Source organism: Salinivibrio costicola subsp. alcaliphilus (assembly GCF_001996185.1).
Lineage (GTDB): Bacteria > Pseudomonadota > Gammaproteobacteria > Enterobacterales > Vibrionaceae > Salinivibrio > Salinivibrio costicola.
Genome location: NZ_MUFR01000007.1, coordinates 41,836 through 67,050 on the forward strand (window position 1 = coordinate 41,836; position 25,215 = coordinate 67,050).

The 25,215-nt window shown below is 50.6% G+C and carries 23 protein-coding genes; 9 read left to right on the plus strand and 14 right to left on the minus strand.

Annotation, left to right across the window (positions count from 1 at the left end; genetic code table 11):
- Positions 1 to 42 precede the first annotated feature (42 nt).
- The 4 genes from pdhR to BZJ21_RS03765 all read right to left on the minus strand — a co-directional run bounded on the left by pdhR (position 43) and on the right by BZJ21_RS03765 (position 3,925).
- Positions 43 to 816 (minus strand): pyruvate dehydrogenase complex transcriptional repressor PdhR, encoded by a 774-nt coding sequence (pdhR, locus tag BZJ21_RS03750; protein ID WP_021022598.1) that lies wholly within the window; start codon positions 814 to 816, stop codon positions 43 to 45.
- 228 nt (positions 817 to 1,044) lie between these two features.
- Positions 1,045 to 1,602, minus strand: a complete 558-nt coding sequence (ampD, locus tag BZJ21_RS03755; RefSeq protein ID WP_021022599.1) for a 1,6-anhydro-N-acetylmuramyl-L-alanine amidase AmpD — start codon at positions 1,600 to 1,602, stop codon at positions 1,045 to 1,047.
- Between the two features lie 26 nt (positions 1,603 to 1,628).
- Complete coding sequence (locus tag BZJ21_RS03760; protein ID WP_077669154.1) at positions 1,629 to 2,933, minus strand: diguanylate cyclase domain-containing protein; 1,305 nt, start codon at positions 2,931 to 2,933, stop codon at positions 1,629 to 1,631.
- Entirely contained in the window at positions 2,930 to 3,925 is a 996-nt protein-coding gene (locus BZJ21_RS03765) for an ABC transporter substrate-binding protein (RefSeq protein ID WP_077669155.1), read from the minus strand. Before BZJ21_RS03765 ends, BZJ21_RS03760 begins: the two co-directional genes overlap by 4 nt.
- Positions 3,926 to 4,111: 186 nt before the next feature.
- Between BZJ21_RS03765 and nadC the strand changes: the two genes are divergently transcribed.
- The 8 genes from nadC to yacG all read left to right on the plus strand — a co-directional run bounded on the left by nadC (position 4,112) and on the right by yacG (position 11,202).
- Positions 4,112 to 5,014, plus strand: a complete 903-nt coding sequence (gene nadC / locus BZJ21_RS03770; protein ID WP_077669156.1) for a carboxylating nicotinate-nucleotide diphosphorylase — start codon at positions 4,112 to 4,114, stop codon at positions 5,012 to 5,014.
- 248 nt (positions 5,015 to 5,262) lie between these two features.
- Positions 5,263 to 5,715 carry a prepilin-type N-terminal cleavage/methylation domain-containing protein gene (locus BZJ21_RS03775; protein ID WP_077669168.1) on the plus strand — a complete coding sequence of 151 codons (453 nt, stop codon included), beginning with the start codon at positions 5,263 to 5,265 and terminating at the stop codon, positions 5,713 to 5,715.
- 46 nt (positions 5,716 to 5,761) lie between these two features.
- On the plus strand, positions 5,762 to 7,444 hold the full coding sequence (gene pilB / locus BZJ21_RS03780; RefSeq protein ID WP_077669157.1) for a type IV-A pilus assembly ATPase PilB: 1,683 nt from the start codon (positions 5,762 to 5,764) through the stop codon (positions 7,442 to 7,444).
- A gap of 3 nt (positions 7,445 to 7,447) precedes the next feature.
- A complete protein-coding gene (locus tag BZJ21_RS03785) occupies positions 7,448 to 8,671 on the plus strand; it encodes a type II secretion system F family protein (protein ID WP_077576198.1) in 1,224 nt (407 codons plus the stop codon).
- Positions 8,672 to 8,743: 72 nt separating this feature from the next.
- Entirely contained in the window at positions 8,744 to 9,613 is an 870-nt protein-coding gene (locus tag BZJ21_RS03790; protein ID WP_077459854.1) for a prepilin peptidase, read from the plus strand.
- Positions 9,613 to 10,227, plus strand: coding sequence for a dephospho-CoA kinase (coaE, locus tag BZJ21_RS03795; protein WP_077660117.1), 615 nt, complete (start codon positions 9,613 to 9,615; stop codon positions 10,225 to 10,227). Before BZJ21_RS03790 ends, coaE begins: the two co-directional genes overlap by 1 nt.
- A 23-nt stretch (positions 10,228 to 10,250) precedes the next feature.
- Positions 10,251 to 10,991, plus strand: a complete 741-nt coding sequence (zapD, locus tag BZJ21_RS03800) for a cell division protein ZapD (protein WP_021022609.1) — start codon at positions 10,251 to 10,253, stop codon at positions 10,989 to 10,991.
- Positions 10,992 to 11,001: 10 nt separating this feature from the next.
- A complete protein-coding gene (gene yacG, locus BZJ21_RS03805; RefSeq protein WP_021022610.1) occupies positions 11,002 to 11,202 on the plus strand; it encodes a DNA gyrase inhibitor YacG in 201 nt (66 codons plus the stop codon).
- A 162-nt stretch (positions 11,203 to 11,364) separates the two neighbouring features.
- Here yacG and mutT read toward each other — a convergent pair whose 3' ends face one another.
- Positions 11,365 to 11,760: an 8-oxo-dGTP diphosphatase MutT gene (gene mutT, locus BZJ21_RS03810; protein WP_021022611.1), complete on the minus strand. Its 396-nt coding sequence runs from the start codon at positions 11,758 to 11,760 to the stop codon at positions 11,365 to 11,367.
- 64 nt (positions 11,761 to 11,824) lie between these two features.
- Positions 11,825 to 14,557 carry a preprotein translocase subunit SecA gene (gene secA, locus BZJ21_RS03815; RefSeq protein WP_077669158.1) on the minus strand — a complete coding sequence of 911 codons (2,733 nt, stop codon included), beginning with the start codon at positions 14,555 to 14,557 and terminating at the stop codon, positions 11,825 to 11,827.
- A 482-nt stretch (positions 14,558 to 15,039) separates the two neighbouring features.
- Between secA and BZJ21_RS03820 the strand changes: the two genes are divergently transcribed.
- Positions 15,040 to 15,498 carry a DUF721 domain-containing protein gene (locus tag BZJ21_RS03820; RefSeq protein ID WP_021022613.1) on the plus strand — a complete coding sequence of 153 codons (459 nt, stop codon included), beginning with the start codon at positions 15,040 to 15,042 and terminating at the stop codon, positions 15,496 to 15,498.
- Positions 15,499 to 15,648: 150 nt separating this feature from the next.
- Here BZJ21_RS03820 and lpxC read toward each other — a convergent pair whose 3' ends face one another.
- From lpxC to murD, 8 genes are all read right to left on the minus strand, one after another.
- Positions 15,649 to 16,566 carry a UDP-3-O-acyl-N-acetylglucosamine deacetylase gene (gene lpxC / locus BZJ21_RS03825; RefSeq protein WP_025744297.1) on the minus strand — a complete coding sequence of 306 codons (918 nt, stop codon included), beginning with the start codon at positions 16,564 to 16,566 and terminating at the stop codon, positions 15,649 to 15,651.
- Positions 16,567 to 16,683: 117 nt separating this feature from the next.
- Positions 16,684 to 17,856: a cell division protein FtsZ gene (gene ftsZ, locus BZJ21_RS03830; RefSeq protein ID WP_021022615.1), complete on the minus strand. Its 1,173-nt coding sequence runs from the start codon at positions 17,854 to 17,856 to the stop codon at positions 16,684 to 16,686.
- 33 nt (positions 17,857 to 17,889) lie between these two features.
- Positions 17,890 to 19,146 carry a cell division protein FtsA gene (ftsA, locus tag BZJ21_RS03835; protein ID WP_077459858.1) on the minus strand — a complete coding sequence of 419 codons (1,257 nt, stop codon included), beginning with the start codon at positions 19,144 to 19,146 and terminating at the stop codon, positions 17,890 to 17,892.
- Between the two features lie 12 nt (positions 19,147 to 19,158).
- A complete protein-coding gene (locus tag BZJ21_RS03840) occupies positions 19,159 to 19,929 on the minus strand; it encodes a cell division protein FtsQ/DivIB (RefSeq protein ID WP_158075498.1) in 771 nt (256 codons plus the stop codon).
- 224 nt (positions 19,930 to 20,153) lie between these two features.
- Positions 20,154 to 21,611: a UDP-N-acetylmuramate--L-alanine ligase gene (gene murC, locus BZJ21_RS03845; protein ID WP_077459859.1), complete on the minus strand. Its 1,458-nt coding sequence runs from the start codon at positions 21,609 to 21,611 to the stop codon at positions 20,154 to 20,156.
- Positions 21,612 to 21,621: 10 nt separating this feature from the next.
- A complete protein-coding gene (gene murG / locus BZJ21_RS03850; protein ID WP_021022619.1) occupies positions 21,622 to 22,683 on the minus strand; it encodes an undecaprenyldiphospho-muramoylpentapeptide beta-N-acetylglucosaminyltransferase in 1,062 nt (353 codons plus the stop codon).
- Positions 22,676 to 23,884 (minus strand): cell division protein FtsW, encoded by a 1,209-nt coding sequence (gene ftsW, locus BZJ21_RS03855; protein WP_077576207.1) that lies wholly within the window; start codon positions 23,882 to 23,884, stop codon positions 22,676 to 22,678. The genes murG and ftsW overlap by 8 nt, the downstream gene beginning before the upstream one ends.
- Complete coding sequence (gene murD, locus BZJ21_RS03860) at positions 23,881 to 25,215, minus strand: UDP-N-acetylmuramoyl-L-alanine--D-glutamate ligase (protein WP_077669159.1); 1,335 nt, start codon at positions 25,213 to 25,215, stop codon at positions 23,881 to 23,883. The genes ftsW and murD overlap by 4 nt, the downstream gene beginning before the upstream one ends.

The following is a 25,215-nucleotide window of genomic DNA, read 5'->3' on the forward strand; positions in this document are numbered from 1 at the left end:
GCTGCAGTGGCCCCTCGCCTTTATTTTGGCGGCGAATAGGGATTACTCCAGCTCGTCCTTGCGTTGTTGAATTCGACGTAGAGACCGTTCTCGACGGCTTTCTTCTCGGCCAAGATCCAACAGAGTTTCCTCAATGTAAGCTAAGTGTGCATGCGACGCCTGTCTCGCTTTTTCTGGCTCGCCAGCGGTGATTGCATCCACGATCTCAGCTCGGTGTCGGCTGACATTTTCCACCGTCTCTTGACGGCGATAAAGTAGCTCAAAGTTTTGGTAAATATTCTGTTCCAGTAACGGTGCGAGGCTACGCATGATATGCAGTAGCACCACATTGTGCGCCGCTTCCGTTACGGCAACGAGATATTGCATGACGGCGGAAGCTTCTGCCTTTAAGTCCCCATCTTTCTGCGCTTGTCGAATCGCATCATGGCAATCTTCAATCCGAGAAAAATCCTCTTCCGTGCCCCGTAAAGCGGCGAAATAAGAAGAAATACCTTCGAGCGCATGCCGTGATTCCAACAAATCAAGCTGGGTTTCCGGATGGTCCGCCAATAACTCTAGCAGGGGTTCAGAAAATCGCTGCCAAAGTCGTTGACTGACAAAGGTGCCACCACCTTGTTTGCGAGTGAGCAGCTTTTTTACTTCAAGTCGCTGAATCGCCTCACGGACTGATGGACGAGACACATCAAACTGGACCGCTAACTCTCGCTCAGGCGGTAGCTTCTGGCCTGGAGACAATGTCCCTTCCAGAATTAAACCTTCGAGCTCTTTCTCGATAACATCTGAGAGTTTTGGTTGACGAATTCGCTGATATGCCATTGTATTTATTGACCATCTGCCCCCCAAGCTTGGCGCTTAGCTGCAGAAACTGACTGATTGTAAATTGGTAAGACCAATTACTTTATTATTCTCTAAAGTTACCAGACAGCGGATATTCTGTCCACCTGAACTTTGATTGACATCATGGAAACCCCTGTATTCGTCACCTGACAGTTGTTTTTTCACGGCGCTCTAAAATTGGTCAGACCAAACAGAGTGACTGCTTTGTCAGGCAGTATAGAGCAGTAGGTGTAATCTTTCCCAGTCAAACACATGGCCAGGATCGGTCTTCCGTCCGGGCGCAATATGTTGATGTCCTGTGATCCGATCACGAGTGATGGCTGGATAGTACTGCATCAGCGTCTGCGTGATCGCCGCTAACGATTGATACTGCTGGTCGGTGTATGGAAGTGTGTCCGTGCCCTCAAGCTCAATACCGATAGAAAAATCGTTACATTGCTGCCGACCGTCAAAACACGAGATGCCAGCATGCCATGCGCGTTCGTTGAATGGTACAAACTGGATCACACTTCCATCTCGTCGGATCAGTAGGTGTGCAGACACGCGAAGATCACGGATCTGGGCAAAATAAGGGTGCGCGTCAGCGTCGAGGTTGCCCTGAAAAAATTGCTCAATATAAGGACCGTCGAACTGGCCGGGGGGCAGGCTGATATTGTGAACCACCAGCAAGGAAATATCCTCGCTATCCGGGCGTGAGTTATAATGGGGAGAAGGACAGGCGCGCGCGCCCGCTAGCCAATGATCGTCGATACGGGAAAAAGACATGCAAGCTACTCGTGTCGCAAAATTCGTTACTGTATCCGCTCGGCAGGCAGATTGGAATATAAGCAGTGCCGCTCGTTAGCATGTGTTTTCGCGTAATACATGGCCGCATCGGCTTGATTCATCATTTGTTGCAACTCCAATCCGTCGGTAGGAAAGCAACTGACGCCAATACTACTCACCAGTGATAACTCTGCTTTCTCGGTTAATATAGGTGCATGGACATCATCTTGAATACGGCGAATAACTTCATTCAATGCATCTTTATCTGTCAAAAGATCCAACCACACGATAAATTCGTCACCGCCTAAACGCCCGACTAAATCAGAACGACGGACGGCGTGCTTTAGACGTTGGCTCACAACCCTGAGCAACTCATCCCCGACCCCGTGGCCGTAGGTATCATTGACTTGTTTAAAGTTATTCAAGTCGATAAACAGTAACGCAGCATTCGTTTGTGCTCGGTTGGCCCGCATCAAAGCCACATCGACATGCGATTCAAACGCACGTCGGTTAAATAAACCTGTTAATTCATCATGCTCCGCTAAAAATTTAAGCTGGTGTTGTTGCTCGCGAAGCTGTTGTGTTTGCCGTGCGACTTCTTCACTCAGTTGGTTTTTATCCACCATGGTATGGCTAAGCGCATGCTTCATTTCATTGACATGATCCGCCAGTTCGGTCAGTTCATCTTTATCGGTCATGATTAATTCAGTGGTTAAATCACCTTTTTTAATCTGAGTAACCGTGCTGTGTAATGTTTTTAAGCGTTGTCTTAAACGTCGTCGTAAACGGGTCGCAAAAATCGTTACTAATAAGGCCAACAGCACCAAAATACCACCATGGACAACAAGCAACATTTTCTGCTGTTTAGATGCATCATGCATCGCTTGCTGACGCACAGAAAATGCCGCCTCGCTCATGGCTTGTAGTAAAATATTAAATCGTGAAAAAAGCATCAGCCGCCCTTCATCAACGCTCTGCTCCCGACCAAATTGGTCTGTTGTGGTATCCAGCAAACGGTCAATACTGTCCGCCGCTTGCGTCATAGACTGCACTGACTGGGGAGGAATCGCATGCTGGTCACTGGATAGCTGAGCCCGCAACGCATTGGTTGATTGATATACATCTTGGCGGGTTTGCGCACTGGGGTATTGACGATATAGCCACAAACGACCGCGTAAACTGTCGATTTGAGAATGCACCGCAACAATTCTATCTAAGCGTACTTGCGTCTGACTTTGTTTCTGAAAAAGCTCTACCGTGATCAATAGTGTTACCAGCGTCAATGCCGCACATGCGTAAACAACGATGTTTAACTGCTGACCGATTTTCATTCTAATAGACTCACTTTTTGAGTTGCTTCAACCAAGGGGCCAGGGTTAAGTAAATGACGATACGATGGTGTTGGTCCCGTAACCAATCCCGCGCGTTGCGCCCACCGAGCTTGGTTTTTTAAACGCAACAGTAAAGAGTCGTTTAACGACAGGCGAAATAAATAGTCCTGCCAAAGCCAGCCGAGCTTGTCGTCGGACATTGAAAGATACGCAGCGACCTGGGCTTTCGCTTGCTCAGGCCGTTGATGAATAACATCTACCGCTTCATCCAAGGCTCGAATGACGCGACGCATATCTTGGTGCTGCTTTTTCGCAACTAAACGATCACTTACCAATAAAAAAGATAAGCTATGTAAGCCTTTACTATCGAGTGCTTGTACTGACTCATGGGCTCGTTTTACTAGTTGATAGCCGTAAGGTTCCCAAATAGCAATCGCATCAACTTCATTGTCGAGCAGTGCCGACGGCAACGCCTCAGGCGAGTAATAAACCTTCTCTATTGTCTCAGTTGGCATATCATACAGCTGGAGCAATGAGTCGAAGAAGTACTCACTCGCGCTTGACGCGACCACTCCAACACGTGCGCTCCGAAGCGCATCAGGGAGCGAGTGACCAATTGCACGATGGATAGACCACAGTTTCACACCATTGTCTGACTCAACAAAGCTAGTCAGAATGTTAAAATCCTCTCTTTCAAAGCTATTAAACATCGCCACTGTTTCTGACGTCGTGGCTAAGTCCGCCTCTCCCGCAACCAGTGCTTGAAAACTTTTCACTCCGCCATGAACCGGTTTTAGCGTCATGTCTATGCCATGTTTTTTAAATAAACCTTGTTCTTTGGCAACGATGATAGGCGCTGACAACGGCGTTAATGAAACCGCAATCGTCAATGGTGACAATGAGGTAGACGCGGGTAAACGTAGGTGCTGCCAGACACTAAAACCTGCCAGTGCAGCGAATATCATCGTCATCAGTGCCAATCCGCGTTTCATGACGCTACCTCTTTACTAGAACTGATCAAAGTGTAGACAAATGAGCAGGCAATGCATGGGTAATTTTCTAGTCAGGGTGTCGATAATAAAATGGACGCCGACGCGGAAACCGGAGAGAAAAGCTGCATTTCCCCCCAACCAGCGTTATCATTTCGCCACGTTTTTTCATCACCGCGGTAAGCCATAATGATATCGACTCCTTTTCATGCTGTTCATGACAGCAAAAGCCGTCTTGCCTATCTCACCTCTCATCTAAAAACGGATGTGCCCCGTGCCGTCAGCGACGCATTGCGTGAAGATTTAGGGGGCGATCTTGACGCGCGTAAAGATATTACCGCCAGCCTGATTCCGGCCGATTCGGTGTCGACCGCGGTACTGATTACGCGTGAAGATGGCGTATTTTGTGGCCAAGATTATGCTAACGAAGTATTCAAACAACTGGGTGGCGAGGTCTCCTTAACCTGGCATGTGACCGATGGCGACGCGATCACTGCCAATCAAACCTTGTGCACCTTAAAAGGACCGTCACGCGTGTTATTAACGGGTGAGCGCAATGCGATGAACTTTATCCAGACCTTGTCAGGCTGCGCCAGTAAAACGGCAACTTATGTGGCACAGTTACAAGGGACGGAGACCAAGCTATTGGACACCCGCAAAACCGTGCCAGGCCTGCGTAGTGCACTCAAATATGCAGTCGCTTGTGGCGGCGGACACAATCACCGTATTGGTGTGTTCGATGCGTATCTCATTAAAGAAAACCACATTCTTGCCTGCGGCGGGATTGCCAATGCGGTGCAAGAGGCTCGTCGTCTGAATCCAGATAAACCGGTGGAAGTAGAGACAGAAAATCTGGATGAGCTAAAACAAGCCATTGAGGCCGGCGCCGACATTGTGATGTTAGATAATTTTAGCGTGCCGATGATGCGCGAAGCGGTTGCACTCAACCAAGACCGTGTGGCGCTTGAAGTCTCGGGCAATGTCACCTTGGATACTCTGTCTGAATACGCGTCCACAGGCGTAGATTATATTTCCGTGGGCGCGCTTACCAAGCACGTGACCGCGCTCGATTTATCCATGCGTTTTCAATAACACGTACGCTCACCCAGAGTCGACCAGGCCGCCCACGATGGGCGGCCTTTTTATCGCGCTTTCGTGACAAAAAATTTGTGGTGAGTCGAACACTACAACAGAAAAAACAAAATCTTACATCCAGCTTTTACCCTTCACTCTCAAACTCATGTTGCCCCTCTTTTTTGTGCCACGCTCACAAGCGTAAAGTCGCTGCACTCGCGGCCACCGAGTTGGCGGCCGACCATCATTGAGAGGAGAGACATAGGATGCAAAAGCAACAAGGGTTTAGTTTGATTGAGTTACTCGTGGTCATTGGCATTATTGGCGCCCTGACTGCCATCGCTATTCCGCAATACCAAAAGTATCAAGATAAAGCCAAAGTTACTGCCGCAATTGCCACATTAACCAATATGCGCTCGGTCATCGAAGCGTCGATAATGGAAGAAGGCAAGTTCCCTGAGAACTCAGACACGATCGAGATAAATGGCGAATCAAAAACGATCGAAGAGGCCCTAGGCATCCCCGACAATGTCAAACTCGAAAGAGATAGTGAAGTCGAGGGCAAACTATCCATCAGCGTTGAGGGGCTCCCGGGTGACGATGGCAGCGATAAAGTTGTTCTAAAACGTAATGAGTTCGGTGGATGGTCTTGCACGCACCCCGCTAAACTCGATGTCAATGGTTGCGAAAAAGAAGAAGGCAGCGGCGGAAACGCCTAACCCGCTGTATTAAATATATCTAGCATAATTTTTACTCGCACCAACAATGATCCCAACTGCTCAGTTGTATCAAGCCGGCTTATTGACCGATGTCCAGCGCCATGCGTTGGGCATTGGCGATGGCACACCGCTTAGCGTCTCCCGTTTACTCGATGCCGGGGTTGACCCCACCGCGCTCGCCCACACCCTCGCGAGTCAGCATCACCTACCTTTTTCGGAAAGCCATCAGTATCCGTTTAAAGCTACCTGCTATGCCCTCGACCGGCGCGATTTGATTCAGCGCCATCAAGTGTTGCCGCTTGCCCAGCAAGGCAAAGAGCTGTTGCTCGGCGTCAGTGACCCAGATAACACAGAGGCGGTGGCTGATTTTCGCTTTTCAACCGGACTCAATGTCCGTTTGGTGGTGTTAAGCCAGCCGGATTTAGACGCAGCGCTGCGCCATTTATACGGCGCAGATATTGAGGGCACCGGCGATGGCATCACCATCAGTGATCAGGATTTAGCGGCCCTGACCGTCACCGATAGTCCGCAAGAAGATAGCGCGGAACTGCAAAGCGATCAGGCGCCCATTAGCCGCTATATCCAGCAAATATTAGTTGATGCGGTACGAAAAAAAGCGTCCGACGTGCATTTTGAACCGTTTGAGGATCACTTCCAAATACGGTTTCGCCAAGACGGTTTACTGCAAACCTATGCCCATCCGCCCGCGGGCGTCTCGCGGCGGTTATCCACGCGACTCAAGATCTTAGCCCAACTCAATATTGCCGAACGACGCTTACCGCAAGATGGGCGAATCAAATTGACCCTTACTGCCGAGCATACGGTCGATATGCGGGTATCGACCTTACCAACGGTCTGGGGTGAAAAAGTGGTGGTTCGCTTATTGAATAATGATCAGCAGCAACTGACGCTGCATGATTTAGGCTTAACCGAGTGGCAGCGCCAGCACTATCAAGCAGCGCTCGATCAACCACAAGGAATGATTTTATTCACCGGGCCAACCGGGAGCGGTAAAACTGTCTCATTATACAGCGGTTTGCACTATCTCAATCAGCCGCAGCGAAACATTGCCACCGTTGAAGATCCGGTCGAGATCCAGCTTAATGGGATCAACCAAGTTAATGTCAATACGCGGATCGGACTCGATTTTGCGACCGCCCTCCGCGCCTTTTTACGCCAAGATCCCGACGTAGTCATGGTGGGAGAAGTACGCGATACCGACACCGCAGAGATCAGTATTAAAGCCGCACAAACTGGCCATTTGGTGCTCTCAACCTTACATACCAACTCTGCCGCAGAGAGCATCACGCGTTTAGCACATATGGGGATCGCGCCATACAACCTCGCCAGCTCATTGACCTTGGTAGTGGCGCAAAGGCTGGTGCGCCGGCTCTGTTCCGTCTGTAAGCAGCCTCACCCGCGTGATGACCCAAGCTTGACCCAGCTGATGCGCCTTTATCCGCGCTGCGACCCCACTCAAATCTATCAAGCCAATCCTCGCGGCTGTTACCGCTGTGACCAAGGTTATCAAGGTCGAACCGGCATTTATGAGGTGCTGCCTATCGACGACACCATTACTGACGCGATTTATCGCCATGCCAGTGCTAGCGAGCTCACCCAACTCGCTTGCCAACAAGGCATGTGGCGGCTGGCAGAGTCCGGCATTGCCAAACTCAATCAAGGGATCACCAGTGTGCAAGAACTCAGTCGCGTGATCCAACTGGCATAAGGAATGATCATGGCCAAGCAAACGTTATTCGTCTTTCATTGGCGTCAAGCCGTGCCGTTTGGGCGACACCAGAAAGGCCAAGTATTTGCGTATTCTGAGCACGATGCCCGCCAGCAACTCGCCGGCCAAGCTATCTTGCCAACACGCTTAATACGTCGACGCCTTTCTAGCTGGCAACAACGCCAGCACAAAGCCAAAGCGGCCGATATTACCCAGTTTTCACGCGAACTCACTACCTTGTTAGAGTCTGGCATCCCGATTGTTCAGGCACTCAACCTGATAGAAGAGAATCAAGTCAAAGCAGAAATGCGCTTGGTGGTTCGCTACCTTCGTCAACAACTAGAAGCTGGCACCAGCTTAAGCACGGCCTTGGCGCAAGCCAGCCCCCTATTTGATCGCTTTTACTGTGATCTGGTCGCCACCGGCGAACAAACCGGTCAACTTCCTTTGGTATTTGCTCGCCTTGCACTATATCGGGAAAAACAAGCCTTGCTGCGCAGTAAGGTGATGAAAGCCATGATTTATCCCACCATCGTCGTCAGTGTTGCGCTCGGTGTTAGCACTTACTTACTTTTGTTCGTGATCCCAAAATTTAAGCAGATTTTTGACTCTTTTGGTGCGCCCCTACCATGGCTCACACGGCAAGTGCTGGCATTGTCTGATTGGATGACCACCCATGCGCCGACCATTGCCGCTATCTTGATTGTCCTGATGTTATCGCATAAATGGCTACAACGGCATCACCCGCGCTATCGGTACCACTATCACCGCTGGCTACTTAAACTGCCTATCATCGGTGAGGTGCTGAGCAAAGCCTGTATCGCGAAGTTTTCCCGCACACTGGCCACAACCTTTAGCGCTGGGATCCCACTGATCTCCGGACTTAAATCGGCAACCAATATTCTCACCAACGACTATTATGCACACGGACTCATTCGAGTATCTGCACACACAGCTACCGGGATCCCGCTCTATCAAGCGTTACGTGAAAGTGGTCGTTTTCCCAATATGATGACGCAAATGATCATGATTGGTGAAGAGTCTGGCGCGTTAGACACCATGCTTAATCGGGTGGCAGTGATTTACGAGGAAGAGGTTGATAACACCGTCGATAATCTGGGTAAGATCATTGAGCCACTGCTGATTTTAGTACTCGGATTACTCATTGGTGGCTTGGTGGTTGCCATGTACCTTCCTATTTTTAATCTGATGTCCGTTCTCGGCTAAGCCAAGATAGAGTCTCGATACGTAACGCGCTATGATTTGCGCACAACAAGCAACAAGTAATAAGCAGGTGTCATGTTGGTGTTCTCCTCCCCGTTTTTTATCGTGATAGCCGGCCTGCTGGGTCTGGTTTTTGGCAGCTTTTTAAACGTGGTGATCGCCCGTTTACCGACAATGATGGAACGCCAGTGGCGCCAAGAATGCCGGCTTAGCTTTCCTGACGCCAATATCGATGCGCCAGACGACACGCGCTTTGATTTAAGCTTACCCGCTTCGCATTGCCCACATTGCCACACAGCGATTGCTTGGTACGACAATATCCCGCTGATTAGCTGGCTCGCATTAAAAGGCCACTGCCGGCATTGTCAAACCCGGATCAGTAAGCGGTATCCGTTAATTGAGCTGATGGGCGCCCTCGTCTGCATACTGCCCGCTTGGCTCATCACCTCACCTGGGTGGGCCATCGCAGTGATGGGCGCAAGCCTGACATTACTTGCGCTGACGATGATCGACTGGGACACCATGCTGCTCCCCGATCAAATCACGTTGCCGCTTCTTTGGGCCGGGATCGCACTCGCACTCATCGGCGTCAGCCCAGTATCATTGGCAGACAGCGTAACAGGCGCCATGATTGGCTACCTCAGCCTTTGGAGCTTATTTTGGACATTCAAACTGATCACTGGCAAAGAAGGCATGGGCTACGGTGATTTTAAGCTTTTTGCTGCCTTGGGCGCTTGGGTGGGCTGGCAAGCGTTACCCCTGTTAATTTTAATGGCCTCCATGAGCGGGGCCGTTGTCGGCGCGCTATGGCTTCGTTCTCAGCGGCAAGGTATGCAACATGCGTTTGCCTTTGGCCCTTTCATTGCCACGGCTGGCTGGCTAAGTCTGCTTTGGGGCGATAGCCTGTTACACTGGTATCTGTCACACATTTTAGGAGTCATCTAATGGCATGGGTAGTCGGATTAACCGGCGGGATTGGTAGCGGTAAAACCACAGTAGCGGACCGGTTTGCCGCAAAAGGGATCGATATTGTCGATGCTGACGTGATTGCACGTGAGGTAGTAAAACCTGGCAGCCAAGGACTGGATGCGATTGTGGCGCGCTTTGGTGCGTTGGCATTAAATCATGATGGTAGCCTGGCGCGGGCGTGGCTTCGTGAGCGTGTATTTAGCCAACCAGACGACAAGCAATGGCTTGACGATTTACTCCACCCGTTGATTCGTACCCGCATGATTCAAGCTTGCGCCGACGCGCAATCTCAGTATTGTTTGCTTGTCGTGCCCTTATTAGTAGAAAATAACCTGATGACATTAGCCGATCGCATCCTTGTGGTGGATGTTGACCCGGCCACCCAGATAACCCGAACCTTGGCGCGCGATCAGGTCAGCCAACAACAAGTTCAGGCAATCTTGGCCGCGCAAGCCAGTCGTCAACAACGCCTCGACGTGGCTGATGACGTGATCGACAATACCCACACGGAGGCGGAACTTGATCGACAAGTTGATGCCTTACACCACACGTATTTAACCTTGGCAACCCAGGCAAACGCCGGTGTATAGCCGGACAGGATAGCTCAACGCTTATGACCAGCCTCACTGTGTATGAACACCCACTCAATGAACAGGTGCGTATTTATTTGCGCCTGGAGTACCTGCTCGACCAACTGGACGAAGTGAGCGGCCTTTCAGCACCCTGCCACCATATTCAATTTTTCCGCAGTTTATTCGATTTATTGGAAATTTTAGAGCAGGTGCAAGTAAAAGCAGACTTAGCCAAGGATTTGGATAAACTGAAGAAAAAGCTCAACGCATGGGCAAACGTACCGCAAGTGGATCAAACCCAGCTGAATCAGCTACTCGATCAGGTGGCCGCGCACCAACGTTCGGTGCTCCAGGCCAAACGCTTTGGTCAGCCACTGCGGGAAGATCGCTTCTTAACCAGCATCAAGCAACGCTTCTCGATTCCCGGAGGCAGTTGCAGTTTTGATTTACCCGTTTTCCATTATTGGTTGCATCAGCCGCTCGCGGCCCGGCAAAATGCGATTCAAACTTGGATGGCTACCCTATCGCCGCTGCGTGATGCACTCGCTTTTTGGCTGCAACTAACACGCGAAAGCGCACACGGTGGCACCGCAACAGTAAAACAAGGGTTTTATCAACAAGAAGCCGATGGCGCTTGTTTAATTCGGCTAAAACTGGCACCGGATCTGGGCGTGTATCCTTTGGTATCAGGCCATAAAAACCGCTTCGCCATCCGGTTTATGCCATTTGACGATGATCATGAGGTCGCCGACAATATGCCTGTTCATATCAGTGTCTGTTAAGGAGAAGTACGTGAGTAATACCCCCACTGTGGTGAAATGCCCGACCTGTCAACAGCCTGTGGTTTGGGGAGAGGTGAGTCCACACCGTCCATTTTGTAGTAAACGCTGTCAACTGATCGATTTAGGCGAGTGGGCCAGTGAAGAAAAAGCCATCCCCGGTGCACCTGATATCTCGGATGATGACTTGTGGTCAGAAGAGCAGCCCGACTGAGCAGGCTGCATTCACTTCACTGAGCAGGCTGCGCTCACTTCGCGTAGCAAACTGTATTAACACAATATCGAGCGTCCTTCGCCCCGCTCGCGTGTTAGTCTTGGTGTTAGTGCTAGTGCTAGTGCTAGTGCTAGTGCTAGTGCTAGTGCTAGTGCAACCGAGTCAAAATCGGGCGTGAATTTTCTCAAGTACGGCGTCATTCGCGTCTGGAAACGTATAGTTATCCAGCTCAGCGATAGGCGCCCAAACCCCCTCTTGGCCTTCACAACCAGCCGGCTCACCATCAAAACGACACACTAAGAAAAAATCTAAGCTCAAGGCTTTGTCTGGAAAATCAAAGTCTAACGAAATAAACGGACTGACCTCGGTGGCATCAATACCCACTTCTTCTTTGAGTTCACGGAGCAGAGCGCGTTTAGGCGTTTCACTGCCTTCAATTTTCCCGCCCGGAAACTCCCACTTTCCTCCTTGGTGGGCCTGATCGTGACGACGTGTAATAAACACCTGATCTTGTGCCGAATTGACAATAATGCCCGCGGCAATACTTACCCGTTTCATGCACTCTCCTAATAATAAAAAAAAGGCCGCGAAAACGGCCTTTTTGCTAACACAGGGTCAGGGGCTAGATTCTACCGTGACACTGTTTAAATTTCTTCCCTGATCCGCAAGGACAAGGCTCGTTTCGGCCAACTTTTCGCCCATCACGTACCACGGTTTCGTTGCCGCTGTCGTCACGTTCAGCGCTTTCACCATCATCAAACTGGTTTTCAGCCTGTGCATGATTAACCTGTTGCTGACGCGCCGCTTTCTCAGCACGTGCTTGACGTTCAGCTTCCATGCGCTCAACGTCGTCAGGCTGTTGAACCCGAACACGACTCAAAGCAGTCACGACATCGGTTTTTAATGCATCTAACATGCCTTCAAACAGCTCAAACGACTCGCGCTTATACTCTTGTTTCGGGTTTTTCTGGGCATAGCCACGCAAATGAATGCCTTGACGCAGATGATCCATCGCCGCCAAGTGCTCTTTCCAAAGGGTGTCGAGCGTTTGTAGCATGACCGCCTTTTCAAAGTTACGCAGCGTTTCCGCGCCAACGGCTTCTTCTTTACCTTTGTACACCTCAATTAAGGCAGTCAGAATACGTTCACGCAGCAACTCTTCGTAGAGCTTGTCATCTTCATCCAACCATTGTTGAATCGGCAGCTCGATATCAAAATCGGCTTTCAAGCGCTTCTCAAGCCCAGCAATATCCCACATTTCTTCTAACGACTGTGGCGGGATATATTGGTTAACAATGGTATTAACCACGTCTTCGCGGTTGTGCTCAATCATCTCACTGATGTCATTTGAGACGAGCAATGCATCACGCAATTCATAAACCACTTTACGCTGATCGTTGGCGACGTCATCGAACTCAAGCAGCTGCTTACGAATATCAAAGTTACGGCCTTCAACTTTGCGCTGCGCATTCTCAATGGCTTTGTTAACCCAGGGGTGTTCAATCGCTTCCCCTTCAGCCATCCCGAGGCGCTTCATCATATTGGACACCTTCTCTGATGCAAAAATGCGCATCAGTGAGTCGTCCATGGATAGATAAAAACGGGTTGAGCCCGGATCACCTTGACGTCCAGCACGACCACGTAATTGGTTATCAATACGACGCGATTCGTGACGTTCGGTACCAATGATGTGTAAGCCGCCGGCTTCGACCACTTGGTCGTGCAGCTGTTGCCATTTTTCTTTCGCCGCTTCCACTTGGGCATCGGTGGGGTTTTCGACATCACCGAGAACCTGTTTCCAGCTTCCGCCCAGAACAATATCCGTACCACGGCCCGCCATGTTGGTCGCAATGGTGACTGCGCCTGGATAACCGGCTTGCTCCACAATATCCGCTTCGTGCGCGTGGAACTTCGCATTCAGTACCTGGTGCTTAATGCCATCTTTGTTAAGCGCATCAGACAACAGCTCAGACTTTTCAATCGATACCGTGCCCACCAATACAGGCTGACCGGCTTTTGCACGTGCTTTGATGTCTTCAGCAATCGCGACAAACTTTTCTTTCTCGGTCATATAAACCTGATCCGCATGGTCTTTTCGCACCATCGGACGGTTGGTGGGGATCACAACGGTATCGAGTCCATAAATCGACTGGAACTCGAACGCTTCGGTATCAGCGGTCCCGGTCATGCCTGAGAGTTTGTCATACAAACGGAAGAAGTTTTGGAAGGTAATCGAGGCCAGCGTTTGGTTCTCGTTTTGGATTTTCACCCCTTCCTTGGCTTCTACGGCTTGGTGTAAGCCTTCAGACCAGCGACGACCTGGCATAGTACGCCCAGTGTGCTCATCAACAATAATGATCTCGTCGTCTTTAATGATGTAGTCAACATCACGCTCAAACAAAACATGCGCGCGCAGGGCGGCATTAATGTGATGGATAAGGCTGATGTTGGCGGGCGAATAAAGGGTATCATCCTCTCCCATCAAGCCGTTTTTCTTCAGCAAGTCTTCAACAAACTCTTGACCGTTTTCGGTCATGTAAACCTGCTTCGCCTTTTCATCGACCGTGAAATGGCCATCACCTTGATAATCTTCGGTGTCTTCTTCTGCTTGCTGCTTTAAGCTCGGAATCAAGGCATTAATGCGCTGATACATTTCGGAGCTATCTTCTGCCGGCCCCGAGATAATTAATGGCGTTCGCGCTTCATCAATTAAGATGGAATCGACCTCATCGACGATAGAGAAGTAGCGATCACGCTGAACGCGGTCTTCGGCGCGAAACGCCATATTGTCACGCAAATAATCAAAACCGAATTCGTTATTGGTGCCGTACAGCACATCGCACGCATAGGCGGCTTTTTTCGCTTCCGGCGGCATATTCGGTACATTGACGCCAACCGTCATCCCTAGAAACTCAAACAAAGGACGGTTGGTTTCAGCATCACGCTCGGCCAAGTAATCATTGACGGTGATAATGTGAACCGACTTGCCGGTTAACGCGTTCAGGTAGGAAGGCAGGGTCGCCGTGAGCGTTTTACCCTCACCGGTACGCATCTCGGCAATTTTGCCGTTATGCAGCACAATGCCACCAATCATCTGCACATCAAAATGGCGCAGACCGAAGACACGCTTCGAGGCTTCTCGTACTGTTGCAAAGGCTTCTGGAATAAGCTCATCCAGTTCAGCGCCTTGATCTAGGCGCTCGCGGAACTCAACGGTTTTAGCTTTTAGCGCATCGTCGTTCAACGCTTCAAATTGGGGTTCGAGTTTGTTGATTTCATCAACAACTTTTCGCAGCCGACGCAAGGTGCGGTCATTTCGGCTTCCGATAACTTTAGTCAGGACTTTCGATAACATGGCGTTGCCGGTACTCTTTTTAATGGTCTTCCCACATGGGCGGCCGCTACACTGCCACTCTGTTGGCGTGTTTCAGTTCAACGCGGGTTGGCTTAAGCTCATCGATTCAACATGAGATAACAAGGCTTATCTCTTTTAAGTGGAGCCAAATCGGACAGAATTCAAGGGCGATCACGCCGCTTCACAACAATTTCCACGTAACTGATAATGTGATAGACGGAATGGAAAAAGGTTCTCCCTTATCGCCGTACCCATGCGACACTTACCTGTGAATGATTCGCGCACTGTATATTGTACTCCCCCAGCAATCCCTAATTGATCAAATGGGTTAGCTTACATGCTGGGGTCACGCATGTATGATAAGGTAAAATAGTCTCACATCCTATGACAAATCTAGGACTCAAGGGATCAATTAGCGAAAATTAGACGCTGTGCGCCCGTTCCCACACCGAATTGATGACAAAAAAGGCAGTTATTGTGCTATGAGAGACCATCGTCCTCGCTCAACGCTACACCTGCTAGAGAGCGACTCCAACAACATTGCCCAACGCGCGGTCGAGCTTGCCAAGCTAAACAAGCTGATCTTAGCATTGTTGCCCGGTGAAACCTCAAAGGCATGTCGCGTTGCCAATTATCGTGATGGCGTATTAGTGATTGAAGTAGGTAGCGCCGCTTGGGCCATGCGGCTTAACTATGAGCGTCAGCACCTGCTCTCGGTGTTACGCACCAAAGGCCTCGCGAGCTTGACGACCATTGAGGTGAATATTAATCCAGCATTAGCCGCCGCGGACAGAACAGACCACGAGAAGGCCCCTTCTCGTCATCTTAGCCAAGCCTCTGGCGAGTTGCTTCGCGCGTTAGGGGAAGGCGCTTCCCCAACATTAAAAGCACGATTTGAAGCATTAGCTAACCTGGCCCATGATCAAAAAAAGCCAGAGTAAACTCCGGCTTTTTTATCTTAATCTCGTATTTGGTTACGATGCCTAGCGGTTAGGCTTCATACCGCTTTCTGTCAGCGGTCACACCATCTGGTGGCGTATACGCAAGTAGTAGCTTATGCGCAAGTAGTAGCTTATGCGCAAGGATATCGCTTAGGCCAATACCATTCCCGGTTCAGCAAATGCCACAGGAGAGGTTTCAGTCTCTTCAAATGTGACCCACTCCCACGCTTCTTGATCGGCCAACACCGCGCGTAACAGCTTGTTGTTTAAGGCATGGCCTGATTTGTAGGCGCGCATTTCACCAAGAATACTGTGTCCACACATGTACAAGTCACCAATGGCATCCAGGACTTTGTGCTTAACCAGTTCATTGTCAAAACGTAGGCCGTCTTCGTTCAAGATGCGATAATCATCCAGAACAATCGCGCAGTCAAAGCTGCCACCCAGACACAAGTTTTGTGACTGCAAGTATTCGATATCACGCATAAAACCGAAGGTTCGCGCGCGGCTCAAGTCTTTAATAAAAGATTGACTTGAGAAGTCGAGCACCAAGTTTTGTTGCTCCGATTCAATCGCCGGATGGTCGAATTCGATGGCAAAGTCGAGACGGAAGCCATTATAAGGCAACAGTTCCGCCCACTTATCATCGTCTTCAATGCGAACAGGCTTTTTGATACGAATGAATCGTTTTGGCGCATTTTGGACATCGATACCCGCAGACTGCAGCAAGAAAATAAACGGGCTTGAACTGCCATCCATAATCGGGATTTCTGGCGCATTCACTTCGATAATGATGTTATCGATACCCATTCCTGCTATTGCAGCACTGAGATGCTCAACGGTTGAGATGCGAACACCCGCGTCATTCACTAAGGCGGTGCACAGCATGGTATCGCGCACATCCTCAGGGTTGGCCGGAAAATCAACCGGCGGCTCCATGTCAGTGCGACGATAAATCACACCGGTGTTGGCAGGAGCCGGACGCAGAGTAAGCGTAACCTTACGCCCAGAGTGGAGACCCACACCAGTCGTTTGGACCATACTTTTCAATGTTCGCTGTCTAATCATCGGCTTATCTCAACTTTTTCTTAAAAAAGTGTGCTCTGCGTCACTCATTACCCTGTCACCTTAGACAAGGGGAGCGAGATGGTAGCACATCACTGGCTACAAACCAAGCAATTGCGATCAGTCAGCTTGTTTACGCAAAAACGCAGGAATATCGAGATAATCATGCTCAGTCTGCGATTTTGGTGCTGCATTCGATGAAGCAGCTGGCTGCTCTTTCGCCGCTGGGTTTGAACTTGCCGCCTGAGGTTTATCCTGCAAAGGCTGTGCCTTTTTAGGCTCGGCTTTTGCTTGCCCAGACTGTGCATTGGTGACCAAGGTAATGTCTGGCTTACGTTCGTTGCCAATCCCGGTCGCCACCACAGTCACTCGCAGCTCATCGCTCATTTCTGGATCCATCGACGTTCCGATCACCACAGTGGCATTGTCTGATGCAAATGCTTTGACGGTGTTACCCACAGTCTCGAACTCATCAAGACGCATATCAAAGCCTGCTGTAATGTTGACTAGCACACCACGCGCACCCGCCAAGTCGATGTCTTCAAGAAGTGGGCTAGAAATTGCCATCTCTGCCGCTTCTTCAGCACGATCTTCGCCCGTTGCAACACCACTGCCCATCATTGCGTGTCCCATTTCTGACATCACAGTGCGTACGTCAGCAAAGTCGACGTTAATATGGCCAGGGCGTGTGATCAGTTCTGCAATCCCTTGTACGGCATTGCGTAACACATCGTTCGCCTTCGCAAAGGCATCCAGCAAGGTAATGCCGCGACCTAGCACCTTAAGCAATTTTTCGTTGGGAATCGTAATCAGCGAGTCAACTTGCTTTGACAGCTCTTCGATTCCTTGCTCGGCAAACGCCAGTCGCTTTTTACCTTCGAAGCTGAAAGGTTTGGTGACCACAGCAACGGTCAGAATCCCCATTTCTTTCGCGATTTCCGCGATAACAGGCGCTCCCCCGGTGCCGGTACCACCGCCCATTCCGGCTGCGATAAATACCATATCGGCACCTTCGAGCTCAGCTTTAATCGCATCGCGATCTTCGAGTGCGGAATCACGCCCAACTTGCGGATTTGCCCCCGCGCCAAGTCCTTTGGTGATATCACCGCCAATTTGAATGACCGTGCCGACACTGCTTTTCCGTAGTGCTTGGGCATCCGTATTAATGCTAATAAAGTCAACCCCTTCGATTGACTCACGCACCATATGTTCAACGGCGTTACCACCGCCACCGCCAATGCCGACGACCTTAATCACCGCATCGTCAGACATTTCCATCATCGGTTCAAACATGAGTTCTCTCCGTCCTTCCTGTTCGCATCAGGGTTAAAATTCTTTCTTAAACCAGCTACTCAGCGTCTTAATCCAGCTAGCCACAGCCCGCTTTTGTTCTGGTTCACTCGTTTCTGTCAGCAAGCTTTCTTTACCGTAGTGTAAAAGCCCAACCGCGGTTGCATAGCAAGGCGCTTGTACATAATCAGTCAGTCCCGTGACATTGGCTGGCTGTCCAACACGCACTTGGTTTTGGAACACGCGTTCCGCGCATTCAACCAGCCCGTGCATTTGTGATGCCCCGCCAGTAAGCACTATTCCAGCTGCCATTTGATGTTTCACACCATCGCTACGCAGTTTTTCTTGAATGGCGACTAATTTTTGATTCACCAGCCCCAATAATTCTGAACAACGCGGCTCAATCACTTCAGACAAGGTTTGTCGCTGTAACGTCCGCGACGGGCGTCCACCCACGCTCGGCACATTGACTTTTGCATCCTTATTCACCAACTCACTCAATGCACAGCCATATTTCACTTTAATGTCTTCTGCATCCGCCAGTGGGGTGCCAAAGGCATAGGCTATATCGCTGGTGATCACATTGCCCGCGTAAGGAATGACCTCGGCATGCCGAAGTGCGCCGCCGGTCCAAACTGCAAGATCCATGGTGCCGCCACCAATATCGACCACGCACACGCCGAGCTCTCGTTCATCCGGCGTGATCACCGCATGGCTCGCTGATAGCCCGGAGAAAATCAATTGATCGACTCTAAGACCACAACGCTCCACGGCTTTCTCAATATTTTTCGCGGTATCATTGTGACATGTGATGAGGTGCACGCTGGCTTCCATCCTTACGCCAGATAGGCCGAGCGGATTTTTGATCCCTTCTTGGTAATCGATTTTGTATTCTTGCGGGATCACATGCAGCACGCGCTGCTCATCACTGATTTTGACCGACTTTGCGGTATGAATCACGTTGTCTATATCGTCTTGGGTAACCTCTTCATCCGAAATTGTCCCCATGCCTCTCTCAGTTTGGCAGTGAATGTGCTTTCCTGACAAAGAAAGATAGACAGAACTGATTTGGCAATCGGCCATCATCTCTGCTTCATTCACCGCACGCTGAACAGATTTAACCACAGATTCTAAGTCGTTAACGCCACCCTTATCCATGCCGCGTGATGGGCTGCTGCCCACACCCAGTACGTTGATGGTGCCGTCTGGCAGTACTTCACTGACCAGAGTAGACACTTTGGACGTCCCAATATCGAGCCCAACTATCAGTGACTTATCTGTCGTTTTATTCATTCACACCATCTCTTAATCTTGGCTATTCGCGGGGCCTGTTTCGCTTTTCCAGCCAACGGCCGCGCCCGTGTCATAACGCAAATCTACATAGGCAATTGTTTTATCTTGCGCACTGATCCGCGGGTATAACGCGACCAAGCGAGCAAGCCGTTCTTGCCGGGCTGTCCGCCCTAACTCAATCCGTACGCCATCTCGTGTCACGATACGCCAAGACCGACGTTTATTCAGTGACAGCGCTTGTATCGATAAACCAATTTTCCGCAGTTTCTTTTCCAGTTCACGACTCGTCGCCAGCACTTCTTCAGCTGAGCCGGGTGTGCCGTGTAGCGAAATTAACGATTTGTCAGCCACATCACTGGGTGAACCATCAAAAACCTCACCGCTTGGTGTGAGCAACTTTTGCCCGTTCCAAATCGCACTAGCGCGATATTCAGTGATGTGCACCTTCAAGGTATCCGGCCATTGCTTTCTCACGGCCACATGCTTCACCCAAGGCAGAGCCTCAATGCTGCTCTGGATGCTATCCACATCCTGCAGCATAAAGCTCTTTAACTCGCCCACTGACAACACCGCCTCTCGGACTTGCATCGCTGTCACGTAAGTCTGGTCGCCTTCGAGCATCAGTTGCGATAAGGGGAGCTGCTGCTCATCACTCATCCAATCAATCACACGAGCTAGACCAAAGAGCATCAGGATAATAACCCCAATTAAAAACGCGAGTGATGCGCTTTTTTGGCGATCCAGCTGCACCATTCCTTGCACTCGTGTAAGGGCATTAACCATGCTCATACCTATCTTATCGCCTTGTGTCGATGCTACTTGACACTCATCGCGAAAAAACCGACTGATTATAGCGATCCCGCGCCAAGCACTCCAACACAGATATGCATTTTCATACATAAGCTGGGATCTATTGCGCGCATTTTGGCTCCTGAACGCGATAAAAATCTATTTTTTGGTCACCAAGAGCGCAATTGCGCGCCGTTTTTACGTTGCCAACTTGTGTTTTATTGTGCCATTTCAGCCTTGTCTAGCTGTTTTGCCGCTAAGTTTTTCGCTACTTTACCAATATCTCCCGCCCCTTGTGTTAAAACCAAGTCATTCGCTTGAATAACATTAGCGAGCGCGGAGGGTAAGGCGTCGGCATTCGGCACAAAAATCGGGTCCAGCTTACCGCGAGCGCGAATGCTACGACAAAGACTTCTCCCATCGGCTCCCGCAATCGGGGTTTCACCAGCCGCATACACATCTAGCATCAGCAACACATCGACTTTTTCCAACACATTGGCAAAATCATCATAAAGATCGCGCGTACGACTATAACGATGTGGCTGAAAAATCATAACCAAGCGATGGTTTTGCCAGCCACCGCGTGCGGCTTTAATCGTAACATCCACTTCGCTAGGGTGATGGCCGTAATCGTCCACCAGCAAGGCAGTGCCGTCATCGACCGGAAACTCGCCAAGTTGATCGAAACGGCGTCCCGTCCCGGCAAAATTAGCGAGGGCACGTAAAATAGCGTCGTCGTCCACCCCGTCTTCGGTTGCTACCGCAATCGCTGCTGCCGCATTCAGGGCGTTGTGCTGGCCTGGCGTATTCAAGCGAATGGTCAAGGTTTCGCGGCCAGGGCGTGTCACTTTAAAAATGCCACATTGCCCATGTTGCTGGTAATCATGTAAACATACATCCGCATCCTGCGAGAACCCATAGGTGATCACTTGACGACCAATCGACGGAATTAACTCGCGAACCACGGGATCATCAATGCACACCACCGCTAAACCATAGAACGGCAGATTATGGAGAAAGTCGATAAACGTCTGTTGCAGTTTTGCGAAACTACCGCCATAGGTATCCATGTGATCCGCTTCAATATTGGTCACAATGGCGACCATAGGCTGCAAGTGTAAAAACGACGCGTCGCTCTCATCCGCCTCTGCAATCAAATAACGACTGCTTCCCAAACGTGCATTGGTGCCCGCACTTTTTACTAACCCGCCATTCACGAAAGTGGGATCCAGGCCTGCCTCAGAAAAGATCTGCGTCACCATCGCGGTCGTGGTGGTTTTGCCGTGGGTGCCGGCAACGGCAATACCATGCCGGTAGCGCATTAATTCGGCAAGCATTTCTGCCCGTCTGACCACCGGGATCCGTAAAGCTTTTGCCGCTTCAACTTCCGGGTTGTCAGCTTTAATCGCTGTTGATACCACCACCACACTGGCTTGTTCTATATGGCTCGCTTGATGACCGATAAAGATCTGCGCCCCCATGGATGCCAATCGCTCCGTGACGATATTCTGTGCAAGATCCGAGCCGGTTATTTGGTAACCTTCATTAATCAGCACCTCAGCAATACCGCACATGCCTGCACCGCCAATCCCGACAAAATGGATCCGCTTGACCCGTCGCATTTCCGGGATCATGGCGCGAAGTTTTTCCAGCTGCTGATTATCCAATTTACCCATTATCTATTCTCTATGTGTTTGCGTGTGCGGTAATAGCATCCGCAACGCGGGCATCTGCATCAATAATGGCAGCGTCACGCGCCGCCGTCGCCATCGCTAACAGGCGGTGGCGGTCTAACCGATTGATTGTTTCCGCCAGTGACTGGGCGGTCAGTGATGGCTGCTCAATCATTAAAGCCGCACCACGGGAGACTAAGTAATCACCGTTGAGTGCTTGTTGCCTATCTGCATGCATAAAAGGGACGAAAATCGCCCCAACGCCAGCCGCCGCTAATTCAGACACGGTAAGCGCGCCGCTTCGACAAATTACCACATCGGCCCAAGCGTAAGCCTCGGCCACGTCATCAATAAATTCGCTCACATCAACATCGACCATTCCGGCGTGTTGATAAGCGGAAAGCGTCTTTTCCGCATTATTTTTTCCGGCTTGATGACGCACCGTCACCGACTGTTCTAGCCGTGGCATTGCCTCAGGCACCGTTTGATTGAGGATACGTGCGCCTTGACTGCCCCCCATCACCAAAATACGTAGTGCACCTTGACGGTCTGCGAATCGTTGCGCGGGATCCGGGAGGTCACACACGTCTCGACGTACGGGATTCCCAACCACCGGCTGCCCATCAAACGCGCCCGGGAAGGCTTGCAACACTTGCTTGGCAACTTTGGCTAACCACTGATTGGTCAGCCCCGCCACGGCATTTTGCTCATGAAGGATCACTGGCACACCACTTAACCAAGCGGCGATTCCGCCTGGGCCACTGACATAACCGCCCATGCCCAACACCGCATCGGGTTTGACACGTTTAATCACTTGGCGTGCCTGCCAAATGGCACTGACAATCATCCAAGGGGCTCGTAGCTTGCGCATCAGTCCGGATCCAATCAAGCCTTTGACACGAATAAATGCGATCTCGATACCATATTTGGGAACGAGTTCGGCTTCCATGCGATCAGCGGTACCGAGCCAACAGATTTCCCATCCCTGCTTTTCTAAAAACTTGGCGACCGCAAGGCCGGGAAAGACATGACCACCGGTCCCGCCTGCCATCACTAATAATCGTTTTTTAGTCATGTTTATGATCTTTACCTTGATAAGGGGTTTTTTGGTGCGCTTGAGACGTCGCTAAGCGGTATTCGTGATCAATGCGCAGTAACAAGGCCACCGCGACTGCCATAATCACCAAGCTCGATCCCCCGTAGCTGATCAGTGGCAAGGTTAACCCTTTGGTCGGCAACATGCCCGCCGCCGCACCGACATTCACCAGGGTTTGAAAGGCAAACCAAATGCCAATGCCAAAGGCTAAAAAACCACCGAATAACTGGTTTTGCGCCAGACAGTGCTTTCCAATGAAAAGCGCTTTGAATACGAGGAAAAAAATAAGACACAGAATCACACTTACACCCACGAGTCCGAGTTCCTCGGCAATGACCGCAAAGACAAAGTCAGTGTGCGCCTCCGGTAAATACTCTAACTTTTGAATCGAATTCCCTAATCCTTGGCCAAACCAGCCGCCACGTCCAAATGCCATCAGAGATTGCGTCAGCTGGTAGCCGCTGCCAAACGGGTCTTGCCAAGGATCTAAAAACGCAGTGACTCGCCGCACTCGATAGGGTTCAGCAATGATTAAGCCCGCGACCAAGGTCAGGCCCGTCATCAACAAGGCGATAAACTGCCACAATTTTGCCCCAGCCATAAACAACATGCCCACGGTGGTCACAAACATCACCACCACTGAGCCTAAATCTGGTTGAATCAGCAACAACCCCGCAAACAGCAGCAACACAGCCAGCGGCTTGGCAAAACCACGGAAATGTTCACGGACTTCACCATGGCGGCGCACCAGATACCCGGCTAAAAAGACAAATAAAGATAACTTGGCAATCTCCGCCGGTTGGATATTGATCCCCGCGATAGAAATCCATCGTACCGCGCCATTGACCGAGCGACCCACCACCAACACCGCCAGCAAGAGAATCGATGAGATCAATAACATGTAGCCACTGTAGCGCTGCCAAAGTTTGACAGGGATATACATCACCGCCACCGCCGCCAACATGGCAACCAGCAAATAAAAGGCATGGCGTTTGGCAAACAAAAAGGGGGCATCCGCCAGTCGTAATCCAACCGGGAGCGAGGCTGAGGTGACCATGACAAGGCCAATAACCATTAGGAGCAGAGACGTCCACACCAATTGGCGATCGTACAGTACCCCCGGCGATGGCGTTCGGAGCCACTGCCAACAATATTTGGGGAATGCACGCACTGCTGTCATAACGGCCTCGCGATAACAGATTCTACGCCGGCAACAAACGCCTGACCACGAGCGGCAAAGTTAGTAAATTGATCCAAACTTGCACACGCTGGCGACAGCAATACCATGTCGCCTTTCGTTGCAGCCGTTGCCGCGGCATCGATGGCTTGTTGCAGGGTATCAAAGCACTGTGCCGACGCGTCCAGTGCGGCTAATTGGGCTTGATCTTTACCAAAACAGTAAAGCCTGACAGGTAACTTGGCGAGTGCAGGCTGCAACACACTAAAGTCGGCGCCTTTACCCTCTCCGCCTACTAACAAGTGTAAGTAACCGCTCACTTCAAGACCATCAAGCGCCGCTAACGTACTGGCAACATTGGTGGCTTTGGAGTCATTCACCCAGATCACACCTTGGTGCTCAGCGACTTTTTGACAACGATGTGCCAGTCCAGTGTAAGTGCGCAGCGCGGTGATTTGAGCGGACTGGCTCACCCCGACACTATCAGCCAATGCCATGGCCGCGAGGCTGTTTGCTACATTATGGCGTCCAACAAGGCTCAGTGAGGACACCGGTAGCGCAGGCTTTCCTTGCGCCGATAACCACGCTTGCTCATCGTCAGTGCACAAACAGTAATCGCCCTGGCTAAAGCCAAACAAACACATGTCGGCATCAATCTGTGTCTGTGCATCATCTGCATTGCCGATCAAGGTAGTTGCATGGGTAAAAATACGACATTTCGCCGCCCGATAATCCGCCAAGCTTTGATACCTGTCCATGTGATCTTCTGAGAAGTTCAAGAAGGCGGCGCCTTGAAGGGTCAATGACTTAGTGGTTTCCAATTGAAAGCTGGACAGCTCTAACACATAGAGGTCGTGGCCTTTGTCGAGCAAATCCAGTGCCGCCACGCCGATATTACCGCCCACGCCCACATTAATGCCGTCCGCTTTCGCCATTTCTCCCACCAGCGCCGTGACCGTACTTTTGCCATTTGAACCGGTAATCGCCACTGCGGGCTTATCGCAGTACCAAGCGAAGAGTTCAATATCACCAACAATGGGCGTGCCCGCGGCATGAACAGGCGCCAAGACGGGGGTGGCAAGCGAGATACCAGGATTAATCACCACCAAGTCAGCTGACGCCAGCCATGCCGAATGCCAACTTCCCGTATGTCGTGCGACCGTCTCTGGCAGCTGCGCCTCTCCAGGAGGGGATTGGCGCGAATCCATCACGCGGATCATGGCGTCAGGATGATGGCGAGCAATAAAGTTCACCACTGAGAGGCCGGTGATCCCCAGCCCCATCACCACGATATGCTTAAACTCGGTTAATGTGCGGTGGCCTGGTTGCGTCAT

Coding starts and splice junctions, on each gene's coding strand:
- secA (WP_077669158.1), bottom strand. CDS start 14,557: ATGTTATCGAAAGTCCTGACTAAAGTTATCGGAAGCCGAAATGACCGC.
- ftsZ (WP_021022615.1), bottom strand. CDS start 17,856: ATGTTTGAACCGATGATGGAAATGTCTGACGATGCGGTGATTAAGGTC.
- BZJ21_RS03790 (WP_077459854.1), top strand. CDS start 8,744: ATGTTGGTGTTCTCCTCCCCGTTTTTTATCGTGATAGCCGGCCTGCTG.
- BZJ21_RS03765 (WP_077669155.1), bottom strand. CDS start 3,925: ATGAAACGCGGATTGGCACTGATGACGATGATATTCGCTGCACTGGCA.
- murD (WP_077669159.1), bottom strand. CDS start 25,215: ATGACGCAACCAGGCCACCGCACATTAACCGAGTTTAAGCATATCGTG.
- BZJ21_RS03760 (WP_077669154.1), bottom strand. CDS start 2,933: ATGAAAATCGGTCAGCAGTTAAACATCGTTGTTTACGCATGTGCGGCA.
- ampD (WP_021022599.1), bottom strand. CDS start 1,602: ATGTCTTTTTCCCGTATCGACGATCATTGGCTAGCGGGCGCGCGCGCC.
- murC (WP_077459859.1), bottom strand. CDS start 21,611: ATGGGTAAATTGGATAATCAGCAGCTGGAAAAACTTCGCGCCATGATC.
- murG (WP_021022619.1), bottom strand. CDS start 22,683: ATGACTAAAAAACGATTATTAGTGATGGCAGGCGGGACCGGTGGTCAT.
- BZJ21_RS03775 (WP_077669168.1), top strand. CDS start 5,263: ATGCAAAAGCAACAAGGGTTTAGTTTGATTGAGTTACTCGTGGTCATT.
- BZJ21_RS03785 (WP_077576198.1), top strand. CDS start 7,448: ATGATCATGGCCAAGCAAACGTTATTCGTCTTTCATTGGCGTCAAGCC.
- zapD (WP_021022609.1), top strand. CDS start 10,251: ATGACCAGCCTCACTGTGTATGAACACCCACTCAATGAACAGGTGCGT.
- ftsW (WP_077576207.1), bottom strand. CDS start 23,884: ATGACAGCAGTGCGTGCATTCCCCAAATATTGTTGGCAGTGGCTCCGA.
- nadC (WP_077669156.1), top strand. CDS start 4,112: ATGATATCGACTCCTTTTCATGCTGTTCATGACAGCAAAAGCCGTCTT.
- coaE (WP_077660117.1), top strand. CDS start 9,613: ATGGCATGGGTAGTCGGATTAACCGGCGGGATTGGTAGCGGTAAAACC.
- BZJ21_RS03840 (WP_158075498.1), bottom strand. CDS start 19,929: ATGGTTAATGCCCTTACACGAGTGCAAGGAATGGTGCAGCTGGATCGC.
- BZJ21_RS03820 (WP_021022613.1), top strand. CDS start 15,040: ATGAGAGACCATCGTCCTCGCTCAACGCTACACCTGCTAGAGAGCGAC.
- pdhR (WP_021022598.1), bottom strand. CDS start 816: ATGGCATATCAGCGAATTCGTCAACCAAAACTCTCAGATGTTATCGAG.
- lpxC (WP_025744297.1), bottom strand. CDS start 16,566: ATGATTAGACAGCGAACATTGAAAAGTATGGTCCAAACGACTGGTGTG.
- pilB (WP_077669157.1), top strand. CDS start 5,762: ATGATCCCAACTGCTCAGTTGTATCAAGCCGGCTTATTGACCGATGTC.
- ftsA (WP_077459858.1), bottom strand. CDS start 19,146: ATGAATAAAACGACAGATAAGTCACTGATAGTTGGGCTCGATATTGGG.
- mutT (WP_021022611.1), bottom strand. CDS start 11,760: ATGAAACGGGTAAGTATTGCCGCGGGCATTATTGTCAATTCGGCACAA.